The sequence below is a fragment of the Ruegeria sp. CDSA034 genome (assembly GCF_059612275.1).
The window spans coordinates 197,761-219,880 of record NZ_JBXWQH010000004.1 but is presented as its reverse complement, the minus strand read 5'-3'; the positions used below and the strand labels follow the sequence as shown (position 1 = coordinate 219,880).

21 protein-coding genes are annotated in these 22,120 nt (G+C 59.2%); 16 read left to right on the top strand and 5 right to left on the bottom strand.

The window, feature by feature from the left end; translation table 11 throughout:
* Positions 1-37: 37 nt before the first annotated feature.
* On the bottom strand, positions 38-1,294 hold the full coding sequence (locus AC2FLJ_RS10340; RefSeq protein WP_496697186.1) for an RsmB/NOP family class I SAM-dependent RNA methyltransferase: 1,257 nt from the start codon (positions 1,292-1,294) through the stop codon (positions 38-40).
* Between the two features lie 89 nt (positions 1,295-1,383).
* Between AC2FLJ_RS10340 and AC2FLJ_RS10335 the strand changes: the two genes are divergently transcribed.
* Positions 1,384-1,566, top strand: a complete 183-nt coding sequence (locus tag AC2FLJ_RS10335) for a DUF1674 domain-containing protein (RefSeq protein ID WP_058275228.1) — start codon at positions 1,384-1,386, stop codon at positions 1,564-1,566.
* A 4-nt stretch (positions 1,567-1,570) separates the two neighbouring features.
* Here the strand turns inward: AC2FLJ_RS10335 and AC2FLJ_RS10330 are convergent, their stop codons facing one another.
* Positions 1,571-2,425, bottom strand: a complete 855-nt coding sequence (locus AC2FLJ_RS10330) for a LysR family transcriptional regulator (protein ID WP_496705643.1) — start codon at positions 2,423-2,425, stop codon at positions 1,571-1,573.
* 99 nt (positions 2,426-2,524) lie between these two features.
* Here AC2FLJ_RS10330 and tmpA point away from each other — a divergent pair, with 99 nt between their 5' ends.
* The 4 genes from tmpA (at position 2,525) to AC2FLJ_RS10310 (ending at position 5,872) form a co-directional block, all read left to right on the top strand.
* Complete coding sequence (tmpA, locus tag AC2FLJ_RS10325) at positions 2,525-3,661, top strand: 2-trimethylaminoethylphosphonate dioxygenase (protein WP_496705641.1); 1,137 nt, start codon at positions 2,525-2,527, stop codon at positions 3,659-3,661.
* The gene (tmpB, locus tag AC2FLJ_RS10320; protein WP_282170215.1) at positions 3,658-4,248 is read left to right on the top strand and encodes a (R)-1-hydroxy-2-trimethylaminoethylphosphonate oxygenase; all 591 of its coding nucleotides are present in this window, start codon (positions 3,658-3,660) and stop codon (positions 4,246-4,248) included. Before tmpA ends, tmpB begins: the two co-directional genes overlap by 4 nt.
* On the top strand, positions 4,245-4,913 hold the full coding sequence (locus AC2FLJ_RS10315; protein WP_282119557.1) for an ureidoglycolate lyase: 669 nt from the start codon (positions 4,245-4,247) through the stop codon (positions 4,911-4,913). Before tmpB ends, AC2FLJ_RS10315 begins: the two co-directional genes overlap by 4 nt.
* A gap of 98 nt (positions 4,914-5,011) precedes the next feature.
* Positions 5,012-5,872, top strand: coding sequence for a hypothetical protein (locus tag AC2FLJ_RS10310; protein WP_496705638.1), 861 nt, complete (start codon positions 5,012-5,014; stop codon positions 5,870-5,872).
* A 6-nt stretch (positions 5,873-5,878) separates the two neighbouring features.
* Here AC2FLJ_RS10310 and dapB read toward each other — a convergent pair whose 3' ends face one another.
* Complete coding sequence (dapB, locus tag AC2FLJ_RS10305; protein ID WP_496705636.1) at positions 5,879-6,688, bottom strand: 4-hydroxy-tetrahydrodipicolinate reductase; 810 nt, start codon at positions 6,686-6,688, stop codon at positions 5,879-5,881.
* Positions 6,689-6,779: 91 nt separating this feature from the next.
* On the opposite strand from dapB, the gene rbfA reads away from it, so the two are divergent.
* The 7 genes from rbfA (at position 6,780) to AC2FLJ_RS10270 (ending at position 11,567) form a co-directional block, all read left to right on the top strand.
* Positions 6,780-7,175: a 30S ribosome-binding factor RbfA gene (rbfA, locus tag AC2FLJ_RS10300; RefSeq protein WP_058274960.1), complete on the top strand. Its 396-nt coding sequence runs from the start codon at positions 6,780-6,782 to the stop codon at positions 7,173-7,175.
* Positions 7,172-7,909, top strand: a complete 738-nt coding sequence (locus AC2FLJ_RS10295) for a phosphodiester glycosidase family protein (RefSeq protein ID WP_496705634.1) — start codon at positions 7,172-7,174, stop codon at positions 7,907-7,909. The genes rbfA and AC2FLJ_RS10295 overlap by 4 nt, the downstream gene beginning before the upstream one ends.
* Positions 7,910-7,969: 60 nt before the next feature.
* Positions 7,970-8,875: a tRNA pseudouridine(55) synthase TruB gene (gene truB, locus AC2FLJ_RS10290; RefSeq protein WP_496697197.1), complete on the top strand. Its 906-nt coding sequence runs from the start codon at positions 7,970-7,972 to the stop codon at positions 8,873-8,875.
* A gap of 21 nt (positions 8,876-8,896) precedes the next feature.
* On the top strand, positions 8,897-9,400 hold the full coding sequence (locus AC2FLJ_RS10285; protein WP_496705632.1) for a DUF1643 domain-containing protein: 504 nt from the start codon (positions 8,897-8,899) through the stop codon (positions 9,398-9,400).
* Between the two features lie 95 nt (positions 9,401-9,495).
* The gene (locus tag AC2FLJ_RS10280; protein WP_496705630.1) at positions 9,496-10,503 is read left to right on the top strand and encodes a calcium-binding protein; all 1,008 of its coding nucleotides are present in this window, start codon (positions 9,496-9,498) and stop codon (positions 10,501-10,503) included.
* A 144-nt stretch (positions 10,504-10,647) separates the two neighbouring features.
* The gene (gene rpsO / locus AC2FLJ_RS10275; protein WP_039543122.1) at positions 10,648-10,917 is read left to right on the top strand and encodes a 30S ribosomal protein S15; all 270 of its coding nucleotides are present in this window, start codon (positions 10,648-10,650) and stop codon (positions 10,915-10,917) included.
* A 224-nt stretch (positions 10,918-11,141) separates the two neighbouring features.
* Positions 11,142-11,567: a VOC family protein gene (locus AC2FLJ_RS10270; RefSeq protein ID WP_058274965.1), complete on the top strand. Its 426-nt coding sequence runs from the start codon at positions 11,142-11,144 to the stop codon at positions 11,565-11,567.
* A gap of 45 nt (positions 11,568-11,612) precedes the next feature.
* Here AC2FLJ_RS10270 and AC2FLJ_RS10265 read toward each other — a convergent pair whose 3' ends face one another.
* Entirely contained in the window at positions 11,613-12,581 is a 969-nt protein-coding gene (locus AC2FLJ_RS10265) for a LysR family transcriptional regulator (protein WP_496705627.1), read from the bottom strand.
* Positions 12,582-12,661: 80 nt separating this feature from the next.
* On the opposite strand from AC2FLJ_RS10265, the gene AC2FLJ_RS10260 reads away from it, so the two are divergent.
* The 4 genes from AC2FLJ_RS10260 to AC2FLJ_RS10245 are packed head-to-tail and all read left to right on the top strand — an operon-like array spanning position 12,662 to position 20,254.
* Positions 12,662-14,191 carry a trimethylamine methyltransferase family protein gene (locus tag AC2FLJ_RS10260; RefSeq protein WP_496705626.1) on the top strand — a complete coding sequence of 510 codons (1,530 nt, stop codon included), beginning with the start codon at positions 12,662-12,664 and terminating at the stop codon, positions 14,189-14,191.
* Entirely contained in the window at positions 14,191-16,557 is a 2,367-nt protein-coding gene (locus AC2FLJ_RS10255) for a GcvT family protein (protein ID WP_496705624.1), read from the top strand. Before AC2FLJ_RS10260 ends, AC2FLJ_RS10255 begins: the two co-directional genes overlap by 1 nt.
* Positions 16,554-18,932 carry a GcvT family protein gene (locus tag AC2FLJ_RS10250; RefSeq protein ID WP_496705622.1) on the top strand — a complete coding sequence of 793 codons (2,379 nt, stop codon included), beginning with the start codon at positions 16,554-16,556 and terminating at the stop codon, positions 18,930-18,932. The genes AC2FLJ_RS10255 and AC2FLJ_RS10250 overlap by 4 nt, the downstream gene beginning before the upstream one ends.
* On the top strand, positions 18,929-20,254 hold the full coding sequence (locus AC2FLJ_RS10245) for an aspartate aminotransferase family protein (RefSeq protein WP_496705620.1): 1,326 nt from the start codon (positions 18,929-18,931) through the stop codon (positions 20,252-20,254). The genes AC2FLJ_RS10250 and AC2FLJ_RS10245 overlap by 4 nt, the downstream gene beginning before the upstream one ends.
* A 123-nt stretch (positions 20,255-20,377) precedes the next feature.
* On the opposite strand, the gene AC2FLJ_RS10240 is transcribed toward AC2FLJ_RS10245, so the two are convergent.
* Positions 20,378-21,979: a BCCT family transporter gene (locus AC2FLJ_RS10240; RefSeq protein ID WP_496705618.1), complete on the bottom strand. Its 1,602-nt coding sequence runs from the start codon at positions 21,977-21,979 to the stop codon at positions 20,378-20,380.
* Positions 21,980-22,120 lie beyond the last annotated feature (141 nt).

Sequence of the window (22,120 nt, the reverse complement as noted above, 5' to 3'; positions counted from 1 at the left end):
GACCGGGGCGATCGTCAAGTCATCGAAAAGCGTGCTTCTACGCCGATTTGTTCAAGCGTGCGATGTAGAACCCATCCATTCCACCAAGATCAGCCCAGTAATCGGGCCGCAGACGCAGGCCGCCTTCCTCGGTGATCCATTCGGACTCGATTCCGGCAATGTTCACAGCCGCCCGATCCACCGACATATCGGGGTGTTGGTCCAGCGCTTCTTCGACCTGCACCTCGCCCTCATCCGGCAGGAGAGAACAAGTGCAATAGACCAGCCGCCCGCCGGGTTTCAGCAAGCTCCAGGCGTGGGCCAGCATCCGCGCCTGCAGCTCGATCAGCTCACCGAATTCCGATCCGTCTTTGGCAAAAGGCAAGTCGGGGTGCCTGCGGATCGTTCCCGTGGCAGAACACGGCGCGTCCAAAAGGATGGCGTCATACTGGCCCTGATGTTCAAGCGCGTCGCCCGCGACGACAGTGGCTTTCAGCCCGGTGCGTTTGAGGTTCTCATGCACCCGCGCCAACCGCGTTTCCGAGACGTCGAGCGCCGTAACATCGGCCCCAGCTGCCGCCAGTTGCAGTGTTTTTCCACCCGGAGCGGCGCAAAGGTCGAGGATCCTTTCGCCCGATTTCGGAGCAAGTATGCGCACTGGAATAGCGGCTGCCGCGTCCTGCACCCACCAATCACCTTTGCCATAGCCCGGAAGGGCAGTGACCTGACCGGCATCGTGCAGCCGCGTCGAACCGGTCGGCAGGACTTCACCGGGTCCGCTGGTGCCTGGCTTCACAGTCAGGTCAAGCGGTGCGCCAGCAAATTGCGCCTTTTCCATTCCCGCGATTGCATCCTCCCCCCAGGCCATGATCAGCGGATCACGCAGCCATTCGGGCAAACGCGGCACGCGCATTTTGGGCCATGCTTCGGGCCCTTCGGCGGCCACTTTACGCAACACGGCATTCACCAGGCCTTTCAGCCGTCCGTGCTTGCGTGAACGCCCTACAATGTCGACCATTGAATTCACCACACCATGTGCCGCTTCACCGTGGCACAGCTCGACCGCGCCAAGGCGCAGGGCGTTATGCACAGTCAAAGCGGGGGTGCGGTTCATGTGGTTTTCCAGCAGACGATCCGCACGCTCCAACCCGCGCAAGGTTTCCAGCGTCAGACGTTGCGCCCGCGCGCGATCTTCAGGGGCCAACCGGTCCAGCGCACCGGCGGCCAGACATTCGGACAGCAGGCGTCCTTCGCCCAGTATCTGATCCAGCAGATAGATCGCGCTGCGTCGGGCTGCTGTTGCGTTGTCGGACATGGAATCGCCTTTGAATAAATCCTCGCCCGCATTGCCAATGGCGGACGCGGGCGTATATCAAGCCCATGCACGGAAAGGAACCCGATGTCATGAGTGACGACCGCAAAGACCTGCCGCCTGCCGCCCAGCGCGCCTTGGCCGAAGCCGAAGAGCGCCGTCGCAAGGCCGAGGCCAAAGCGAAAGAGATGCCAAGGGAACTGGGCGGTCGCGACGGTCCCGACCCGGCCCGCTATGGCGATTGGGAGAAGAAAGGCATCGCGATCGATTTCTGATCGCCTATCCTCGCAGAGCTTCCAGAAAATCCGCTATCAGAGCGCGCTGCTTCTTTGATTTCGCCCGTTCTTCCGGCCATGTCAGCCAATACCCATCCTTCGTTTTCAGCTCGGGCAGGTGCAACCGGCGCAACCGTCCGTCCTGTAGATCCGCCTTGGCCAGTGGCACCGACCCCAACGCTACGCCCATGCCCTGACGTGCCGCGGACAACGCGTGTTCCATTGAATCGAAGCTGATGGTCGACGTCGTCACATCGCCCTGCTCTGCCTTTCGCGCCCAATCTCGCCACCCCGGCCGTTCTCCGCGCAGATCAATCAAAGGCGCCCCCCATTCAACACCCGGAGCCGCCATCGGCACCAACACTTCGGCTGCGATCAATTCGGAATCCCGCCCGGGCCAGGCATCGCGACCATAGCGGATTTGCAGCCATGTCCGCTCTTCATCCAGCGACGACCGCCGCGCCACGGAATCGGTCAGGACACGCACCTTTGGCTGCACCTCCTGAAACCGGGAAAGACTTGGCACCACAAGCGCATGGATGTGCGATGACAAACCGGCCACCCGCAATTCGCGGGGGGATTTTCCAAACAGATCCTCGGTATTGCGTTCAAGCGCCTGCAAACTGTCTTGCACCAGTGGCAGATAGCTTTCCCCTTCGACAGTCAATGACACGCCACGTGCCTCACGCACAAACAACGTGCGCCCAAGCCAGGCCTCAAGGTTACCGATGCGCTGGCTTACCGCCGCTTGTGTCAGACCAAATTCCCTCGCCGCTGCCGAAAACCCGCCCAGACGCCCCGCCGCCTCGAAAACGCGCAGCCAGTCCAAGGGCGGCAACCCGATTTTTTTCTTAGCCATAAGTTTTTCCAAGCCTCAGCAGAAAGAAGGATTAATTGTCGTAATGCCACAAGAGGCGTATCTCCTCAACCAAAGCCCGCGCTGAACAGGAGACCCCCCATGCTGCGCTCTGCCACCCATGACGCCTCGGTTGTGACCGTAGAATTCGACACCGGCACAAAGGCTCGCTTTCACGCCATCTGGCTACGCGACAACGCGCTGGACCCCGAAACGCGCGCGCCCGGCAATGGCCAACGTCTGATCACCATCGGTGATATCCACTCAGACATTTCGGTTAGCGCCGCCGAAATCAGCAATGGTGATCTGACAGTCACCTTTCAGCCAGAAGGCAAGACCGTCACCTTTCCCGCCGGCTGGTTGGCCGAGCACAGCTATGACCGCGATCAAAACCGCCCCATGGGTCGGACGGCTCCCGACATCACCACCTGGGGACGCGGCATCGACGCGCCCAGCGCTGATTGGGATGAGGTCCACGCCAATCCCAGCGCCAAACGCGGATGGCTAGCTGCGGTGGCCGAATACGGCTTTGTCAAGCTGACCGGCGGCCCGACCGAACCGGAATCCCTGCTGAAAGTCGCTGACCTGTTCGGCTATGTGCGCGAAACCAACTATGGCCCCTATTTTGAGGTCCGGACCGAGGTGAACCCGACCAACCTCGCCTATACCGGCCTTGGTCTGCAGGCGCATACCGACAACCCCTATCGTGATCCGGTTCCGACGCTGCAAATCCTCTATTGTCTGGAAAACAGCGCCGAGGGTGGTGATTCCATCGTGGTTGACGGCTTCCGCGCCGCTGAAAAGCTGCGCGAACAGAACCCGGAAGGCTTTGCCTTGCTTGCAGGCTATCCCGCCCGGTTCGAATACAAGAGCTCGGACGGTATCTGCCTACGGTCACGCCGCCCGATGATTGAGCTGTCGCCGGATGGTGAATTGGTCGGTATCCGGTTCAACAACCGCTCATCCGCGCCGTTCGTCGACGTGCCGTTCGACCAGATGGAGGCCTATTACGCCGCCTATCGCCAATTGGGCGAGATCATCGACGACCCCGCCATGGGCGTGTCGTTCAAACTGGAACCAGGCGAGAGTTTCATCGTCGACAACACACGCGTGCTGCACGCGCGTCTGGGCTATTCCGGTGCGGGCTCACGCTGGTTGCAGGGCTGTTACGCCGACAAAGACGGGTTGCTGTCCACATTGGCCGCGATGGAGATGAGCCAACCGGAGGCCGCAGAATGAAGCCCGATTTCTCGACCCTGAGCCGGGACAATATCGTGGCCTTCATCGGCGATATCTTCGACCGCCGCGGCGGTGAGGAATATCTGGGTGAGCCCGTCACCATGGCTGAACACATGTTGCAAGGTGCCACGATCGCCGAGCAGAACGGCCAGCCCGAGGAAATCATCGTTGGCGCATTGCTGCACGATATCGGCCATTTCACCTCCGAGTTCGGCACTTATCACCCAGATGACACCGAGGACCGTCATCACGAGGATGCAGGCGCTGAGGTGCTGGAACAGTTCTTCCCCTCGGTTATCACCGATTGCTGCCGCTATCACGTGGCAGCCAAGCGGTATCTCTGCGCCACCAAACCGGAATATTTCAACCGTCTCTCCACCGCCTCGGTCCATACGCTTGAATTACAGGGCGGGCCGATGAGCGCTGAAGAGGTCGCAGAGTTCGAAAGTAATCCGAACCTGAAAGAGATCGTTCAGGTGCGCTATCTGGACGAGGCGGGCAAGCGGGCTGACATGGACACACCGGATTTCACCCATTTCGCACCGATGGTACAGCGCATGGTCGACAGGCATCTGGGCACATCATGAGCGCGCCTGAATATATCTTCGAGGCCAGTTCAAAACCGTCCCTTCCCTGGCACGAGGTTCCGCTGATCCGGGCCACGGACACGTCGGTCAAAGGCTATGGCTGTCTGGTCGACGACCCCGAAACCTTCGAGATTGAAATCGCTCGCTGGCCCCAACAAGGCTGGCGGCCGATTGACGAAGGAACCGGCGACGAGGGCGGCTGGGTCGAAGGCACGTTCAAATGCGATTGGCAGGGTGACGTGCTTTATGGTGAGAACGAGGCCGTCAAAGGCCACTATGTTCTGGGTTGGTCCGCTGATCCACAACAGGCGCAGACCGACCTGCAGACGGCACCGCGCGATCAGGTTCTACTGTGGCACATGAACTACCACCCCGATGGCGGGCAGATGTTCTGGCCGCTGGACAACAAGCCCTTCATCGTGCCTGTCGCCCTGCCCGGCGACAACCTGACGCCAGAAAAGGTGGTCGCATTCTGGTGTGACGGCACGCGTGGCCTCTATATTCATCCCGGCATCTGGCACGAAGGGATATTCCCCGTCGAAGACAACCAACGCTTCCTTGATCGGCAGGGCCGGGTGCACGCCCGGGTCAGCGCCGATATCGGCAAAGAGTTCGGCGTTTACCTTGCCTGCCCCTTGCGCGCGGACAAGATACGCGATCTGTAGCCAAACCTGTCGCTTCCGGGCGGCGCTTTTCAGATTCCCTTAACCTTTGCCGCAAACTTCTGCGATACTCACCCTGTGTGTGCATAAGGGAGGCGCAGATGGGATTGAACCGTCGGAAATTGGTACAACTAGGCACCGCAGCCACCGCGAGTGCGGCGCTGCCGCGATTTGCTGTCGGCGCAACTGGCCAGAATGAGGCGTTCGAGGCAGAGTTCGCCGAAACACTGGCTGGTCTCAAAGCCGCGTTCGCCAAGCTCGGGTTTTCCGAGTCGCAGCCTTTTTCGATTGTCACCGGGAACGTCGACTATAATGGCGGGCTGCGGCACGATTTCGAGCAAAAGAAATTGCAACCAAACGCTTTCGTCATACAACCGCTGGCTCGCGTCGCAGATGTGGAAGAAAAAAACCGCCCCGGTGTCCTGCCCCTGTTTCACGAGGTTGGCTGCCATCCAGAAGGCGTGGTCAGCGGGCGTGACACCACGGAACTTATGGTGCGTCTTCTGACTGAAGAGTTCAGCCTTGACCCATCCCGCATTGCTTTTGTCAGCGTGCCTCAGGCCGATGACGTGCGCCCGGTTCTGGATGGGATGAACTTGCCGTTCTCGCAAAAGGTCCTGCTGCGCGATGAGGCCGAGGCATTGGCCGCCCGTGACGCCTCAGGTTATTTCTTTCCAGATCCTTTTGGCGAGGATTATCTGGTCACGATGGGCGTTTATTACCGCGTCGGCAATCAAACTGAACCCGCACCCGAATCCTATCCACCATCTGCCAACTGGACGGAAATCGGAGAGATCATCATCGGCGGCGAGGCCGCACCGTTAGGCATATCAATCGGAGCAGAGCGTCTGACCTATGCGTTGACAGGTCAGTTCCCGACATGGGACCAGCGTTTGGATGCTCTGTTCGCGCATATCGACTTGGGGCATGCAGAACCGCCGGGAATCGCCGCGTTCAGGTAAAATCCCTTACAGCCCCAATACATCCAGCATGTCATACTGACCGGGCGCTTTGCCCTGTCCCCACAGGGCCGCCTTCAAAGCGCCGCGGGCAAAGATGGCGCGGTCGGTGGCCAGATGGCGCAGGACGATGCGTTCTCCGGGGGCTGCGAACAGCACGTCGTGTTCGCCCACGATGTCACCGCCGCGAATAGCATGGAACCCGATATCGCCCCGCTTGCGCGCGCCGGTGATTCCGTCGCGGCCCCGATCGGACACATCGGCCAGATCAACCCTGCGCCCTTCGGCGGCGGCCTCGCCCAGCATCAGTGCTGTACCCGAGGGCGCGTCGACTTTGTGGTGATGGTGCCCTTCGATGATCTCGATGTCGAAATCTTCATCCAGCGCTGCGGCGACCTTTTTGGTCAGCTGCACCAGCAGGTTGACGCCAAGGCTCATATTCCCTGCCCGCACGATGACCGCATGGCGAGAGGCCGGTTCCAGCGCTGCGATCTGCTCATCCGACATGCCAGTGGTACCAATCACGTGGACGCACCGTGCCTGCGCGGCCAGTGCCGCAAACTCCAGCGTCGCCTCGGGCGCCGTGAAATCGATCACCGCCTGCGCCTGCGAAAACGCCTCTAGCGGGTCGTCTGTGACGTTGACGCCCAGCGCCTGACCGCCCATCGCCTCGCCCACATCCTGACCGATCCAGTCATGGCCGGTCCGCTCAACAACACCAACCAAACGCGCCTGATCGCTGTCGGTGACGGTCTTGATCAGCATCTGCCCCATACGGCCCGAAGCCCCTGTGATGACGATCCCCGGAATATGGGTCATTGCGCTGGTCCTTTTGTTGAATTCGGCTCAAAGCCTCCTACCCCGTTCGCGCCCGCTTGGCAAAGCCCTGCTTTGGGCTTAGATCGGGGATATGGCAAAGAACAAATTCCACGATGGCCCCGGCCCGTCCCAACGACAGCTCCGTGTCGGCGAACTGATCCGCCGCACCCTGTCCGAGGTTCTGGCGCGCGGAGATGTCCACGACCCCGACCTGAACCGCATGTCAATCACCGTGGGTGAGGTGCGCACCTCGCCCGATCTGAAGATCGCCACCGCCTATGTGTTGCCCTTGGGCGGCAAGGGGCAGGAGGATGTGATCGCGCTGCTGGCCCGCAACAAGGGTGAATTGCGGCGGGCGGTCGGCAAGAAGGTCGGTCTGAAATTCTCACCCGATCTGCGGTTCCGGCTGGATGACACCTTTGACCGAATGGATGACACGCGCCGCATGTTCGATCAGGACGCGGTGCGCCGCGATCTGGACGAGTGATCCGCGCATTTGTCATTTTGGGCGCGGTCTTCTGGGCCGCGCAGGCCTCAGCGGTCACATGCGAGAAGGTGACCCATGAGGACAAGCGGTACACCATCTGCGAGGTGGATGCCGCCAGCGAAGAGTTGCGCCTCTTCCTCAATGATGAAGACGGTAAGGTGCTGGGCCATTTCTCATCGGTGAACGAGACCCTGGCCCTACAGGGAAAGCGTCTGGCATTTGCCATGAACGCGGGCATGTATCATGACGACCGCTCGCCCGTCGGGCATTATGTCGAAGGCGGCCAGGAACAGATGCGGGTGATCCCCAATGCCGGGCCGGGCAATTTCGGTTTGTTGCCGAACGGAGTGTTTTGCATCCGCGAAGGCCGCGCCGACGTGTTTGAGACATTGGATTATGTGGATCAGGCCCCGCAGTGCCGTTTCGCCACGCAATCCGGTCCTATGCTGGTCATCGACGGGGAATTGCACCCGCGATTCCTGCCCGATTCGACCTCGCGCTACGTGCGCAACGGCGTTGGTACAAGCGCGGATGGGACACGGGCAGTATTCGCGATCTCGGATGACTATGTCACCTTCCACGAATTCGGCAGCCTGTTCCGCGATGTCCTTGAAACGCCGAATGCCCTGTTCTTCGACGGCAATATCTCTCGTATGTATGAACGCGCGGGCAATCGGTCGGATATCGGGTTTTCGCTTGGCCCTATTGTAGGTGTTGTCGAAGATACGCCCTGAAATTGACAGTGGCAGAACGATCCGTTAGGTCGCGCGCCTCGGTAAGATTCAGGGTGTAGAATGGGACGCAAACGCAAGGGTCGCGACATTTCCGGTTGGCTGGTGGTGGACAAGCCCGCGGGCATGACCTCGACCGCTGTGGTCAACAAGGTTAGGTGGGCGATGGATGCCAAGAAAGCGGGCCATGCAGGCACGCTTGACCCCGAAGCAACCGGCGTTCTGGCCGTGGCTTTGGGTGAGGCGACCAAGACCGTTCCCTACATCACCGATGCGCTGAAGGCCTACACCTTCACCGTCCGTTTGGGTCAGGCGACCAACACCGACGATGCCGAGGGCGAAGTGATCGCACAAAGCGACGCGCGCCCTTCGGATGACGATATCAAACAGGCGCTGGCCCCGTTTCTGGGTGATACCATGCAGGTCCCGCCCAAGTTCTCGGCCGTGAAAATCGACGGCCAGCGCGCCTATAAGCTGGCACGCGATGGCGAAGATGTGGAATTGGCCGCGCGACCGCTATGGGTCGAGGAACTGATTTTGGTCGACCGCCCCGACGAAGACCACGTGACGTTGGAAATGACCTGCGGCAAGGGCGGCTATGTCCGCTCAATCGCCCGCGATCTGGGCGCAGCGCTGGGGTGCCACGGACACGTCCGGGAACTGCGCCGCGTCTGGTCCGGCCCGTTCGAGGTTGAAGACGGGTTGAGCATCGAACAGATCGATGAAATGGCCAAGACAACCGCACTGGACGACTACCTGCACCCGCTGGAAACCGGCCTCGCCGGTCTGCCTGAATTGAAATGCACACCCGAAGGCGCAACCCGCCTACGCAACGGAAATCCGGGCATGGTTCTGGCCTCGGACGTGGAATACGGCGATGAAGCCTGGGCTTCGCTGGACGGCAAGGCCGTGGCGGTGGGGATCTACAAATCGGGCGAATTGCACCCCAGCCGGGTGTTCGTTACCTAAGCCACGTGCTAGGCGAAGGGCATGATTACCCGTTCCCACACCAAGGGCGACGCGCCCTCGACCGCCATCTATTCCGACTGCGAGAAATATCGCTATAGCCTGACCCGCATCTGGGATCCTGCGGGGCGCAAAGCGCTGTTCGTGATGCTGAACCCGTCTACCGCGACCGAGGTTCAGAACGACCCGACGGTGGAACGTTGCGAACGCCGCGCGCGGGCGCTGGGGTTCGGAGCATTTCAGGTAACCAACATCTTTGCCTGGCGCGACACCGACCCGCGCAAGATGCGCGCTGCTGCCGACCCGGTAGGACCCGAGAACGACGCGGCCATATTGGATGGTGTTCAATGGGCCGATCAGGTCATCGCCGCATGGGGCACCCATGGTGCACATCTGGACCGCGGCCCGGCGGTTGAGACGCTGCTGCGCGGCACCGGTCAGCAACTGTTTCATTTGGGGCTGACCAAGGCCGGACACCCCAAGCACCCGCTTTACATCGCCTATACCCAACAGCCCGAACCGTGGTGACCGACGGTTAACCACAAGTTCAGCTTGGCTTTGACCAACTGACTGATCACATGGGATATTTCACCCTCGGAGCAGTGCGTTCTCGGAGGGTTGCCATGTTTCTGTTCGGATTGCTGAGCCTGGCCGCAATGGGCGGAGCAGCCTATGCGATGGGCGGTATTATCGAGGCTGACGACGACACCGAAGAAGACGAGATCATCGAAGATGAACCGCAAGAGGTCTCTGACGGCAGTTATCTTGAGATTGGTGAAAACATCGACGAAGTCGAAGAGTCCTCGACCGGGACCACAGTCTCGGAATTCGAAGGCGATTTGGTTGTGGCCGGGGACAACAACACAAACATTCTGGCCGGGCAAGATGGCGACGACCAGATCAACGGCTACGGCGGCGACGACACTGTGCTGGGGGGCATGGGCGATGACACCCTGCATGGCGGCGATGGCGTTGATACAATCCAGGGCGGCGAAGGCGATGATGTTTTGCATGGCGAAGGTAACGATGACGTCCTGTCCGGTGATGATGGCGACGACAAGCTTTTTGGTCATTTCGGCGACGACAGGCTGGACGGTGGCGATGGGGATGACGATTTGTACGGCGGTCAGGACAACGACACGCTGACCGGAGGCGCGGGCGCCGATGCGCTGCATGGGGGCTATGGCGACGATGAGCTTGCTGGTGGCGCAGGTGAAGACGTCTTGTTTGGCGGCGACGGTGACGACGTGCTGACCGGTGAGGATGGCGAAAACGAAGACTCCGTGGATTTTCTGAATGGCGGTGCCGGCGACGACATTATTGCTGTCCATAGCGGTGATATCGTGACCGGAGGCGAAGGCGCCGACAGCATCCACCTGAACCCCGAGGATGACGACGATGCCGTCAAGGTCATGGATTTTGAACCCGGGCAGGACAAGCTGTTGATCTCGTGGGAAGGCGAGGAATATCCGGAGATCAACATTGAAACAGACACTGAAAACGAAAACCTGACCCGTATCATGGTCGACGGACAAGACGTCGCCCAACTGCTGGGTGCCAAAGGGTTGACCCTGGACGATATCCAATTGATCAACGGTCAGGAACTGCCGCAGCTCAATGCGCTGAGTTGAAGCAATAGAATCCCTTTGCCATTTGCCTGAAATCCGCTTATACGCGCCCATCCGCATCGGAATCGGTGCGGTTTTCTCCATGGGCCTGTGCTGGACGACATCCCGGCCTGCGCCATCAACTCTAACCTTTTAAAGGAGACCCCGATGTCGATTACTGCCGCTGAAAAAGCACGCGTCATGAAAGAATTCGGCACCAAGGACGGCGACACCGGTTCGCCAGAAGTCCAGGTTGCCATCCTGACCTCGCGCATCACCACCCTGACCGAGCACTTCAAGACCCACAAAAAAGACAACCACGGTCGTCGTGGTCTGCTGAAAATGGTCGCCCAGCGCCGTAAGCTGCTGGACTACCTGAAGGGCAAAGAAGAGGCGCGCTATCAGGACCTGATCAAAAAGCTGGGCATCCGTCGTTAATTTCGGATCTTACCGCTTTTGGATTTCGGACGCCCGCCCTAATTGGCGGGCGTTTTTTGTTGGATCAGGGAACGCGCGCTCAGAGTAGCGGTATGGTGGGGCTCAATCCGGCTTGCAGTTCACTAACTCTGTCGGCACTATCCCGGGACCTGATCAACAGCTGCTCAATACCTCAGTCCCCCAAGCACACATCCAGTGTGTGACGACAAGTAAAATGGAACCAAATGAAGCTGGAATTTCATCATATTAACCTGGTGGCAGACGACGTTGACCGCCTACACGACTTTTATACAAACGTCTTGGGTTTGGGTGATATTCCGCAGCAGAATTTCCCGCGCTCTGAAGCAACCGAAGACGCCGGTTATGACGGCCAGATTCGCTTTGCAACGGACGGCAGCATGCAGATGCACCTTGCGGAACGGGACTTTGACGTCGCTTTCAAAAATGATCAGGTCATCAATCCGGTGAGCCGCGGACACATTGCGTTCCGAACGGATGATCTTGCCGCGGTCCTGAGGATACTTGATGAAAACGCGGTTCCTTATTCGGACTATGGCACAGCCTTTTCGAAAGAGTGGCACCAAGTGTTCTTTCGCGACCCCGAAGGCAATGTTGTCGAAGTTCACCAACAGGTAGCGACTTTAGGCTGACCCTGAGCCTGAAGCTCCCCGCGCTGTTCAGCTTGTGACGGCGCGCTAGACCAAATCGTACTCTACGCTCTTTGCTCCGATGTCGCCCATGTGGCCGGTGATGCGCTGCACCAATTCCTGCCTGGACATGTCTGCAAGCGCCTCCGGAAAACTCTGAAGCTCTTCCTTTCTGGCGACAACTGTCAAAGTGCGTGAAAGGCCCGAGACCGGAAGATCTTTCAACTGCAGACTCATATTCTCGACCAAACCATCAATCAGCAATGTCGGCGTCAAAAGGCTGAACCCCTGGCCTGCGGAAACACAGGACGTAACCATGCTGGACCGGTCCGCCTGGATGACCTTGTCGGGCTCAAACCGCAATCGGCGCAGATGCTGCGCTATCTGGCGGCCCGCATTGGTTGTATCTCCGAACCGCACCAGAGGAAGCCGCTTTTGGATTGCTTCCAGGCTGTCTGTCGGGCCGTCATATGCTTCGGGAAGAACCAGAAGGTATCTTTCGGTCAGAACGTGATGACGCTCCAGACCATCCATATCCAGAAACGGGTTAGATGTGATCGCGAGGTCCGCTTGTTTCGTCCGCAGCAGGTGTTCATGGTTACCGCTTTGACCGGCGTGCAGGGTGATATCTTCGACGTTGAACTCACGCTGCGCAAAATCGACCAAAGAGGGCGTCAGCGTTGTGGCGATTGAGGCTTGAATGCCGACCCGCAGCAAGGTCAGGGATTTCTGGCCAACGTGGCGCAGTTCCGTTTCCATGTCGGAAAGTGCATCCAGAATTTTCTGCGCTTTCCCATGCAAACGCGCACCCGCATAGGTCAGCCGTGCCGGTCGCGTACTGCGATCCAGAAGCACAGTACCAAAAGCCTTTTCCAACGCAGTGACGTGCTGGGAAGCCGCCGGCTGCGACAAATTCAGAAGTTTTGCGCCCGCCCGCATCTGACCCGTTTCCGCGACGGCGACGAAAACCTCAAGTGAACGCATCAGACTTGGTGACAGTTTGCGATGACCCAGCATTACTCATCCTTAGTATAAATGATATTTATACTGTTGGAATTTTCTTGGTTTACGTCAAGCACTCGGACAACGCTTTGACCATGACACGTTCGCGCTCATCTCGACGCCGCAGGGCCGCTGGACCTCGCACTCTTCCCGAGGCGCGCGCGCCGTATATTTTGCGCAAGCTTTCGACCTTCAATGTCCTCAGCGAGGCAGGGTTGGAACAGATCGAGGCCAATGCTGACACCATTCTTGCTGAAACCGGGATGGAGTTTCAGGACGACCCGGAAATCCTGAGCATTTTTGCCGATGCAGGCTGTGACGTCGACGGCTCTCGCGTTCGGTTCGCGCCGGGGTTCTGCCGCAAAACGATCATGGCAACCGCACCGGGGCAATTTACTCAACATGCCCGGAACCCGGCCAATAGTGTTCAGCTTGGCGGCGATGCCAGCGTGCTGTGCCCGGCCTGGGGACCACCCTTTGTGCACGATCTGGACCGCGGGCGGCGCTATGCCTCGCATCAGGACTTCGTCGATCTGGTCAAGCTGCATCACAGCCTGCCCTGGCTGCACCATTCGGGCGGCGTGGTTTGCGAGCCGGTGGATTTACCGGCCAATAAACGCCATCTCGACATGCTTTATGGTCATATTCGCCATTCTGACCGCGCCTTTATGGGGGCCTTTATCGGGGCCGAACGCGCGGGCCACGCAATCGACATGGCACGGATTGTGTTCGGTGATGATTTCGTGGCGGAAAACGCCGCCCTGTATTGTGTCTCGAATACAAACGCGCCGTTGGTGATGGACAGTCACATGTCGGGCGCGCTGAAAACCTATGCCCGGGCCGGGCAACCGGTCGCTTGCACCCCTTGGGTTCTGACCGGGGCCATGTCGCCGTCTACCGTTGCCGGGACGTTGGCTCAGGTGTTGGCCGAGACCATGGCAGCGATGACGTTGACCCAACTGATAAACCCCGGGGCACCCTGCATGATGGGCAGTTTTGCCTCAACCATGTCGATGAAATCCGGTGCGCCCACTTTTGGTACGCCCGAAGCCGGGTTGATGGTTTTGGCGGCCGGTCAGCTTGCCCGCAGGCTGGGGGTGCCGCTGCACACGGTTGGCACGCTCAGCGCCTCAAAAGTTCCGGACGCCCAAAGCCAGCAAGAGGCCACATGGGGCCTGATGATGTCGATGTTCGCGGGTGCCAATCTGATCAACCATGCCACGGGATGGCTCGAGGGTGGGTTGGTGACCTCGTTCGAAAAAACGATCTTGGATCATGATCTGTGTGGCAAGGTCGGACGGTTCTTCGATGGAATCGACATGAGCGAGAACGCTCAGGCGATGGAGGCAATTGCCGCGACCGGCCCGGGGCAACACTTTCTGGGCTCTGAGCATACGCAGGCCAATTTCATGTCCGCATTGTTCCGGCCCTGGACCCCGGATGACAATTCATTCGAACAGTGGCACGCGGCCGGAGAGTTGGATGCCGCAGCCCGCGCCAATGCAATCTGGAAAGAGCGGATTGACGCATATCAAGACCCCGGTCTCGACCCCGACATCGACGCCGCGCTGCAGGACTATATCGCGCACCGTAAGGCCGAGAAGCCAGATCAGGATTACTTCTGATGAGCCGTATCTTGATCATCGGAGGTGGCGCTATTGGTCTGAGCCTGGCCTATCATCTGGCCAAACGCGGCTCGACTGACGTCACTGTTCTGGAGCGTAACCAGCTGACCTCGGGCACGTCCTGGCATGCGGCGGGGATTGTCGGCCCGCTGCGCGCAACGCCAAACATGACCCGATTGGCAATGACCGCACTTGAGGTTTTTCCGACCCTTGAGGCTGAGACTGGCATGTCCACTGGATATCGCCAAACCGCTGGCTATTGGCTGGCACGCGACCCCGCCCGCCTGGACGAGCTGCGCCGGATTGCAGATCTGGGCCAGGTGCTGGGATTGACCCCACGCATGATCGAGGCCTCGGACGTGCCCCTGTCACACCTTGATGTGAGGAACCATGTCGGAGCGCTGCATGTGCCGGAAGACGCCAATGTGAATCCGGTCGATTTGTGCATGACATACGCCAAAGGTGCACGGGATCGTGGCGTTTCAATCCGCGAACATACCGGGGTTCAGTCCCTGCGAAAAAAGGGTCAGCGGATCACGGGTGTAACTCTAACCGATGGGACGGAACTGGACGCCGATCAGGTCGTTCTTGCCACCGGCGCTTGGTCACGTGAGCTGGCCGCCAATGTTGGCGTCGCGCTGCCATTGCAGTCAGTTGAACACATGTATGTGGTGACCGGACCCATACCTGATCTGCCCAACCCGTTCCCGGTGATCCGAGATCTGGATCGGGGCATCTACATCAAGGGCGATGCGGGCAAACTGGTCATTGGAGGCTTTGAACCCAACGCCAAATGCTGGGACGCTTATGGCCCCGAAGGCGACCGACCCTTTCTTGAACTGGCTGAGGATTGGGATCAATTTGCCCCTTTCATGGAGGCCGCATTAGAGCTGTGCCCCAGCCTTGAAACGGTCGGCATTCAGCATTTCATGAATGGCCCAGAAAGCTTTACCGCGGATACAAGGCCGCTTGTTGGTGAAACCACGGTCGATGGATTGTTTGTGGCTGCGGGTATGAACTCGGTCGGGGTCATGTCTTCGGCGGGGATTGGGCGGGCGCTGGCGGATTGGATGGTCGACGGCCACCCCCCGATGGACATGTGGGAGGTCGATGTCGCCCGGGTCGACCCGCACACAGCCAGCGCTGAACATATGGCCGACCGCATGGAAGAGGCCGTCGCCGATCTCTTTGCCCTTCATTGGCCATATAAACAGCCCAACGCCGGCCGAGGTCTACGCACCACAGCACTGCACGATTTCTGGGCTGAGGCTGGGGCGCATTTTGGCCTGACGGCCGGTTGGGAACGCGGGCTGTATTACGGACCGGCACAGCCCTATTCGACGACAGATCAGGGGTGGTGGCCGCTGGTTGAGGCCGAAGCGGCGGTCTTGGATCAGGGCACTGCGCTGATTGACCTGAGCCCGTTTACCAAACTGGAAATCACCGGGCCGGATGCTCTGAAGGCATTGAACCTCCTGACGACCGCGCAGATGGACGTGCCCATTGGTCGGGCTGTCTATACGCAGATACTTAACGCGCGCGGTGGGATCGAAATGGATGTGACCATCACGCGGCTGGCTCGGGATGCGTTTCATCTGACCTCGGGCGCCGCCACGCGGATGCGCGATCGGATGTTCCTGCGCAGGCATTTGAAGGGCGATGTGTCTTTAAAGGATTTGACCGAAGCATTCTGCACAATCGGTGTAATGGGAGGTGGCAGCCGAACGCTGCTACAGGGTCTTGGCAGCGTTCCAGAAATGGCATTTGGCCATGCCGCCACAGCCAAAATGGCAGGCATTACTTGCCGCGCCACGCGCGTTAGTTTCGTCGGAGAATTGGGCTGGGAATTGACCGTGCCCAACGGTCAAACCCCGCAACTGTTCGCTGCACTGCACGGGGCAGGCGCGCGCCCTTTGGGCCACTATGCGGTGGATGCTTGCCGGTTGGAGAAGGGCTTCAAACACTGGGGGCATGAACTTGGCCCCAAGATCACTCCGCTGGAAGCCGGTCTGGGGTTCACCATCGACTGGTCCAAGGAGTTTCAGGGCAAAGCGGCGCTGGAACAACAAAAGTCCAACGGCTTGCAACAGCGCCTGATCCTTCTGCAGGTTCACGGCAATGCCCTGATGTTGCATGACGAACCGGTGTTCGAGGACGGCACCCATGTGGGGCTGACAACCTCGGGCGGGCGCGGGCCGCGTACGGGGCTGAACCTGTGTTTCGCCATGGTCGCGGTCCAATCGGGCGAGACGTTGACCCAGACATGCGATCGAAGATTCACGGTTCGGGTCGCCGGGCAGGACTATCTGGCGCAGCCCTTGCGACGTCCGCCCTTTGATCCCTCAGGCGAAAGGATGCGCGCATGATCAAGGCGCAGGTTGTCATCATCGGTGGTGGCGCAATGGGCGTGTCGCTGATGTATCATCTGATCAAGTCGGGCTGGTCCGATGTGGTGCTGGTTGAGAAAAACGACCTGACCCATGGGTCGACCTGGCATGCGGCGGGGCTGTGCACCCATTTCGCGCATAATCCCACCATTCAGGAATTGCGTGCCACATCTGTCCGACTCTATCGCGATATCTTGCCTCAGGAAACTGGACGCGATTGCGGCTTTCACCGCTCGGGGGCGATGCGGATCACACGCAACCCCGACCGGATGGACGAGTTTCGCCATGTGGCCGGTCTGTCTGAATTCACCGGCTACCCGCTGGAGGTGCTAACGCCCGACCGGATCGCCGAGCTTTTCCCTCTGGCCAAACTGGATGGGCTGATCGGTGGGATCTATGAACCCGATGACGGTCACGTAGACCCGACGCTGGCAACCCACGCGATGGCCGAAGTTGCCCGGCGCGGCGGAGCGCGGATCATGCGAAACTGCCCGGTCACCGCGATTGAGCGTCAGCGAGATCATTGGCGGATTGAGACTGCGAAGGAGATCATAGAAACCACCCACGTGGTCAACGCCGCAGGCACCTGGGGCTGGGAAATCGGGCATATGATGGGACTCAACATCCCGTCTGTTCCGGTGCTGCACCAATACCTGGTGACGGACACGGTGGAGGCCGTATCGTCCCGGATCAAAGAGGGTCTGCCCGAACTGCCGATCATTCGCGACCCTGAAGAAAGCTGGTATGTGCGGCAGGAACGCGATGGGCTGATCCTGGGGCCTTATGAAAAGGACGCCAAGGTCTGGTCCGTTGATGGTGTGCCACCCGAGTTTGGCGCGGACCTGATGCCGCCGGATCTGGACAGTGTGGAACACATCATCATGGCCGCAATGGAACGAATACCGGCGCTGGAAACCGGTGGTGTAAAATCGGTGATCAACGGGCCGATTACCTTCACCCCGGATGCAAATCCATTGATCGGACCTGCACACGGGCTGGAAAACGCCTGGATTTTGACCGGCTCGTCCATGGGGGTGATGGAAGGTGGTGGCGCAGGTTGGTTCCTGGCCCATTGGATGACCCACGGCGCGCCGCCGATGGATGCGCTGGCGGTGGACTCGCGCCGTTTTGGGTCCTGGGCAGATCGTGATTATCGGGTTGCCAAAGCCGTCGAGTGTTTCGGCCTGCAATTCGGCGTGCACTATCCGCATGAGGAACGGCCCGCAGGGCGCGGCCTGCGGCTGTCTCCGCTGCACGACCTGATGATTAAACGTGGCGCGGTGATGGGCGCGGCTTATGGGTGGGAACGCCCGAACTGGTTCTCGGATACGCACGAAGCGATTGCCGATGAAACCTTCCGCCGCGCCAATTGGTTTGAACCGGTCGCGCAAGAGGTCGAGGCCGCGCACAAGCGGGTCGCCATGGCCGATCTGTCCGTGTTCTCAAAATTCGACATCACCGGCCCGGATGTTGCGCCATTCCTCGAAGCATTGGGGACAAACCGCGCGATCCCGCCGGGACGCATCGGCTTGACCCATGCGCTGACCCCAGCAGGTGGTGTTCTGTCAGAATTTACCGTCACCCGTCTGGCGGAGGATCACGCCTATCTGACCAGCGGCGCTGCTGCTGAGCAGATCGACCATGATCTTCTGACACAGGTTGCCAGAGGCTTCGACGTCACTGTCCGAAACGTCACAGAGGATCTGGCGGTCATCGGCGTCATGGGCCCCAGATCAGTCGACGTGTTGCCCGAGCTGGATCATATGCCCTGGCTCACCGCGCAAGAGACCAATATTGCCGGGTTTCCTTTGCGTGCCCTGCGAGTGTCTTATCTGGGCGAATGTGGCTGGGAATTGCATGTAGCCAAAGAATATGCCGTGCAGCTTTTCACGACGCTGGAAGAGGTCGCCAAACCGCTTGGTCTTGGGTTCTATGGGGCTTATGCCGCAAATTCCATGCGCCTTGAAAAAGGGTATCGCGGTTGGGGTAGTGACTTGACGACCGAACGCAGCCCGCTTGAGGCTGGCCTTTCCTCATTTGTCCGAAAAGACCTGCGCGACGGGCTTGCCCGAGACAAACCGTGGGACATGGTATTGCTTGAGGTCGAAACCGGTGAGGTTAACCCGTTCTACTCCCACACGATCTGGAAAGACGATCTGCCCGTCGGGATCGCAACCTCGGGCGCCTATGGCCACCGGACCGGTAAGGTCCTGGCCCTTGCTTATCTGCGCGACGCGACTGCGCGCGAGGGGCTGACCCTTTCAATCCTGGGCCAACATCGTGCCGCATCCATTCTGCCCAACGCCCCTTTCGACCCCGAAAACTCACGCCTGAAAACCGGAGGTTCCAAATGACCAACCATCCCCTTCACAACGACTGGGACTTCTCGAACACAGCCGCGCGACGGGACCAGTATTATGCCGCCTCGCTGACGCGCTTCACGCCGTTTCGCGAACCGATCGTTTTCAAGAAAGGTCAGGGCCAATACCTTTGGGATACAGAGGGGCGGAAATACACTGATCTGTTGGGCATGAATGTCTGTATCTCGGTCGGACATTCGCATCCGCGCGTGGTGGCAGCGGCGACCGCGCAAGCGCAAGAGCTGACCCATTGCACGACAATGTTCTATCACCCGACACCTGCGCACCTGGCCGAAGAATTGGCCGCGACGATGCCCAAAGGACATGACTGGGTGGTACATCTGACCAACTCAGGGTCCGAGGCGGTTGATCTGGCGATGACCATGGCGCGCACTTATACCGGCAATCTGGATTTGCTTGCCTTGCGCACCGCTTATCACGGGCCAACGGCTGCAGCGCAGTCGATCACCGGTATCTCGGGCTGGCGCCACCCGGGCATGCCCGGCAACGTGGCCTTCGTGCCGGAACCCAATCAATACCGCGGCATCTTTGGGCCGGGCACGCAGCCCTATTTGGACGAGATCAACCGCACCATCGCCACAGCCACTTCCGGTCAGGTGGCGGGTATTTTCGTCGAAAGCGTGCAGGGCTATGGCGGCATTATTGAAATGCCGCCCGGTTATATGTCCGGCGCAGCCGAATGCGTGCGCGCGGCAGGAGGTCTCTATATCGCGGACGAGGTGCAGTCGGGCTTTGGCCGCACTGGCGAAAACTTCTGGGGGTTCGAAGCGGACGGCGTCGTACCCGACATCGTCGTCATGGCAAAAGGTCTTGGAAATGGCTTCCCGATTGGGGCGGTTGTGGCCAAGAAACATATCGCCGAACCCATGGCAGAGAGGTTTATGTTCCACACCTATGGTGCCAACCCGACCTCGGCTGCGGCAGCCCGTGCGGTTCTTGCGGTCATGCGGGACGAAGGGTTGCAGGAAAACGCCCGCGTTGTAGGGGCCGCCTTGCTGGAAAGGCTGCATGGCTTGAAAGACAAGTATCAGGTCATCGGCGATGTTCGAGGGAAAGGCCTTATGCTTGCGCTGGAATTCGTGAAAGACCGGGATAGCAAAACGCCGGACAAAGACATGACCACAGAGGTTTTCGAAGCCTGCCGCGCACAAGGAATTATCCTGTCAAAGTCCGGTCCGTTTCAACAATGCTTGCGGATGGTGCCACCGTTGTGTTTGTCGTTGGACGACGTGGATCAAGTGGCGAACAGTCTTGATCAAGCGCTCGAAACTGCAGTGAGTGTCGCGGAAGTCTAAGCTACAGGGCCTTTAGCCTTCGCCTTGCTTTTTGTCCGCGAAGTATCCGGGCTTTTTCGGTTGTCCGGCGACAAAAGAACGCCCGCCAAAAGGCGGGCGTCCGGAATGTATCAGATCAAGCCCCTACATCTTGGCTTTTTCTGATTTCAGCGCCAGCCACAAGCAGTAGCACATGATCAGAACCACCAAGGTGAACGGGATACCTGTCGAAACCGCAGCACCTTGCAGTGCAGAGAGGCCCCCGCCAAGCAACAGCGCAATGGCGACCAGACCTTCCAAAGTGCACCAGAACACCCGCTGAACCACCGGTGCGTCCATCTTGCCACCCGCAGTAATCGTATCGATCACCAGCGAACCAGAATCCGACGAGGTAACAAAGAACACCACAATCAGAACCAGGGCGATTGGCGCAACAATACCGTAAAGCGGCAGCTCCTTGAGGAATCCGAACAGCGCACCTTCAGGGGCGTAGCTGTCGATCACTGTGGCACGTACACCTTCCGCTCCACCTGCGTTCAACATGTCGATGGCGGCACCGCCAAAGGTCGACATCCACAAGGCACAAACAGCCGTCGGTGCCAGCAGGGCGCAAAGGATGAACTCGCGCACTGTGCGACCTTTTGAGATGCGGGCGATGAACATGCCCACAAAGGGCGACCATGCGATCCACCATGCCCAATAGAAGGTCGTCCAGCCGTGGAAGTAACTGGTGTCTTCGCGTCCGAACGGGTTCGACAGCGCCGGCAGGTGGTACACATAATCCACCATCACGTTGAAATACCGTGCGATGGCCGTGCCGACGCCAGTAACAACAATCACGAAGATAAACAGGCCCACGGCCATGATCATGTTGATTTCGCTCAACCGTTTGACGCCAGCATCCATCCCCATCAGGACCGAGCCCAACGCGATCAACGTGATACCGATGATCAGAAGCACTGTGACGGTTGGACTGGGTTCGATACCAAACACTTCGTTCAGGCCCGCCGCAACCTGCTGCGCGCCAAGACCCAACGAGGTGGTCAGGCCAAAGAGCGTCGCAAACACCGCCAGAGTATCGATGATATGGCCCCACCAACCCCAGACACGTTCGCCCAGGATCGGATAGAAAGCCGATCGCAGGGTCAAGGGAAGATCAAGGTTATACGCAAAGATGGCCAGGCTTAGACCAACAGCGGCATAGACCGCCCAGCCTTCCAGCCCCCAGTGATGGATTGTACCGACGACTCCAGCATATTCATTGCCCGGAACGGCGATGTCGATGCCCAATGGCACGGCGTTGCCGTCTTCGGCAAAATTGTAATAGACGGGCTCCATCACTCCAAAGAACAACAGCCCGATGCCGATACCAGCCGCGAACATCATCGCAATCCATCCGGCATAGGAATAGTCGGGCTTTGCGTCCTTGCCACCGATCCGCACCTTGCCAACCGGCAACACGATCAGAACAAGACAGAACAACGTGATTGCGTCGACCGACAGGACCAGGAACCAGTCAAACGTGCTGGTTAGCCATGGTCGTAGCCAGCCAAACAGTGCCGCGGTACCTTCTTGGTTGGCCAAAGCGATCAGAACGAACGCGAAGATCAGGATACTCGAGATCAAAAAGACCGGGTTGTGGATGTCCAGACCGAATGGCCGGACGTTGTCTTGCCCAAGCTCGTATTCGGTCTCGAAGTCATAAATCCGGGGGTCCGGATCCAGCATTTTCTTGGTTTGTGCCATTCGTCTGCCCTTCTGTTCGCTAAATGCAAACGCCAAGGTATTCGACCAGCGGACGGAAACGAGATTTTGTCCCTTGGCGTTTCTCCGTCAATTCGACCGCGGGCTTCGTGATAACAGCTTACACTGACGACATAATTTCAC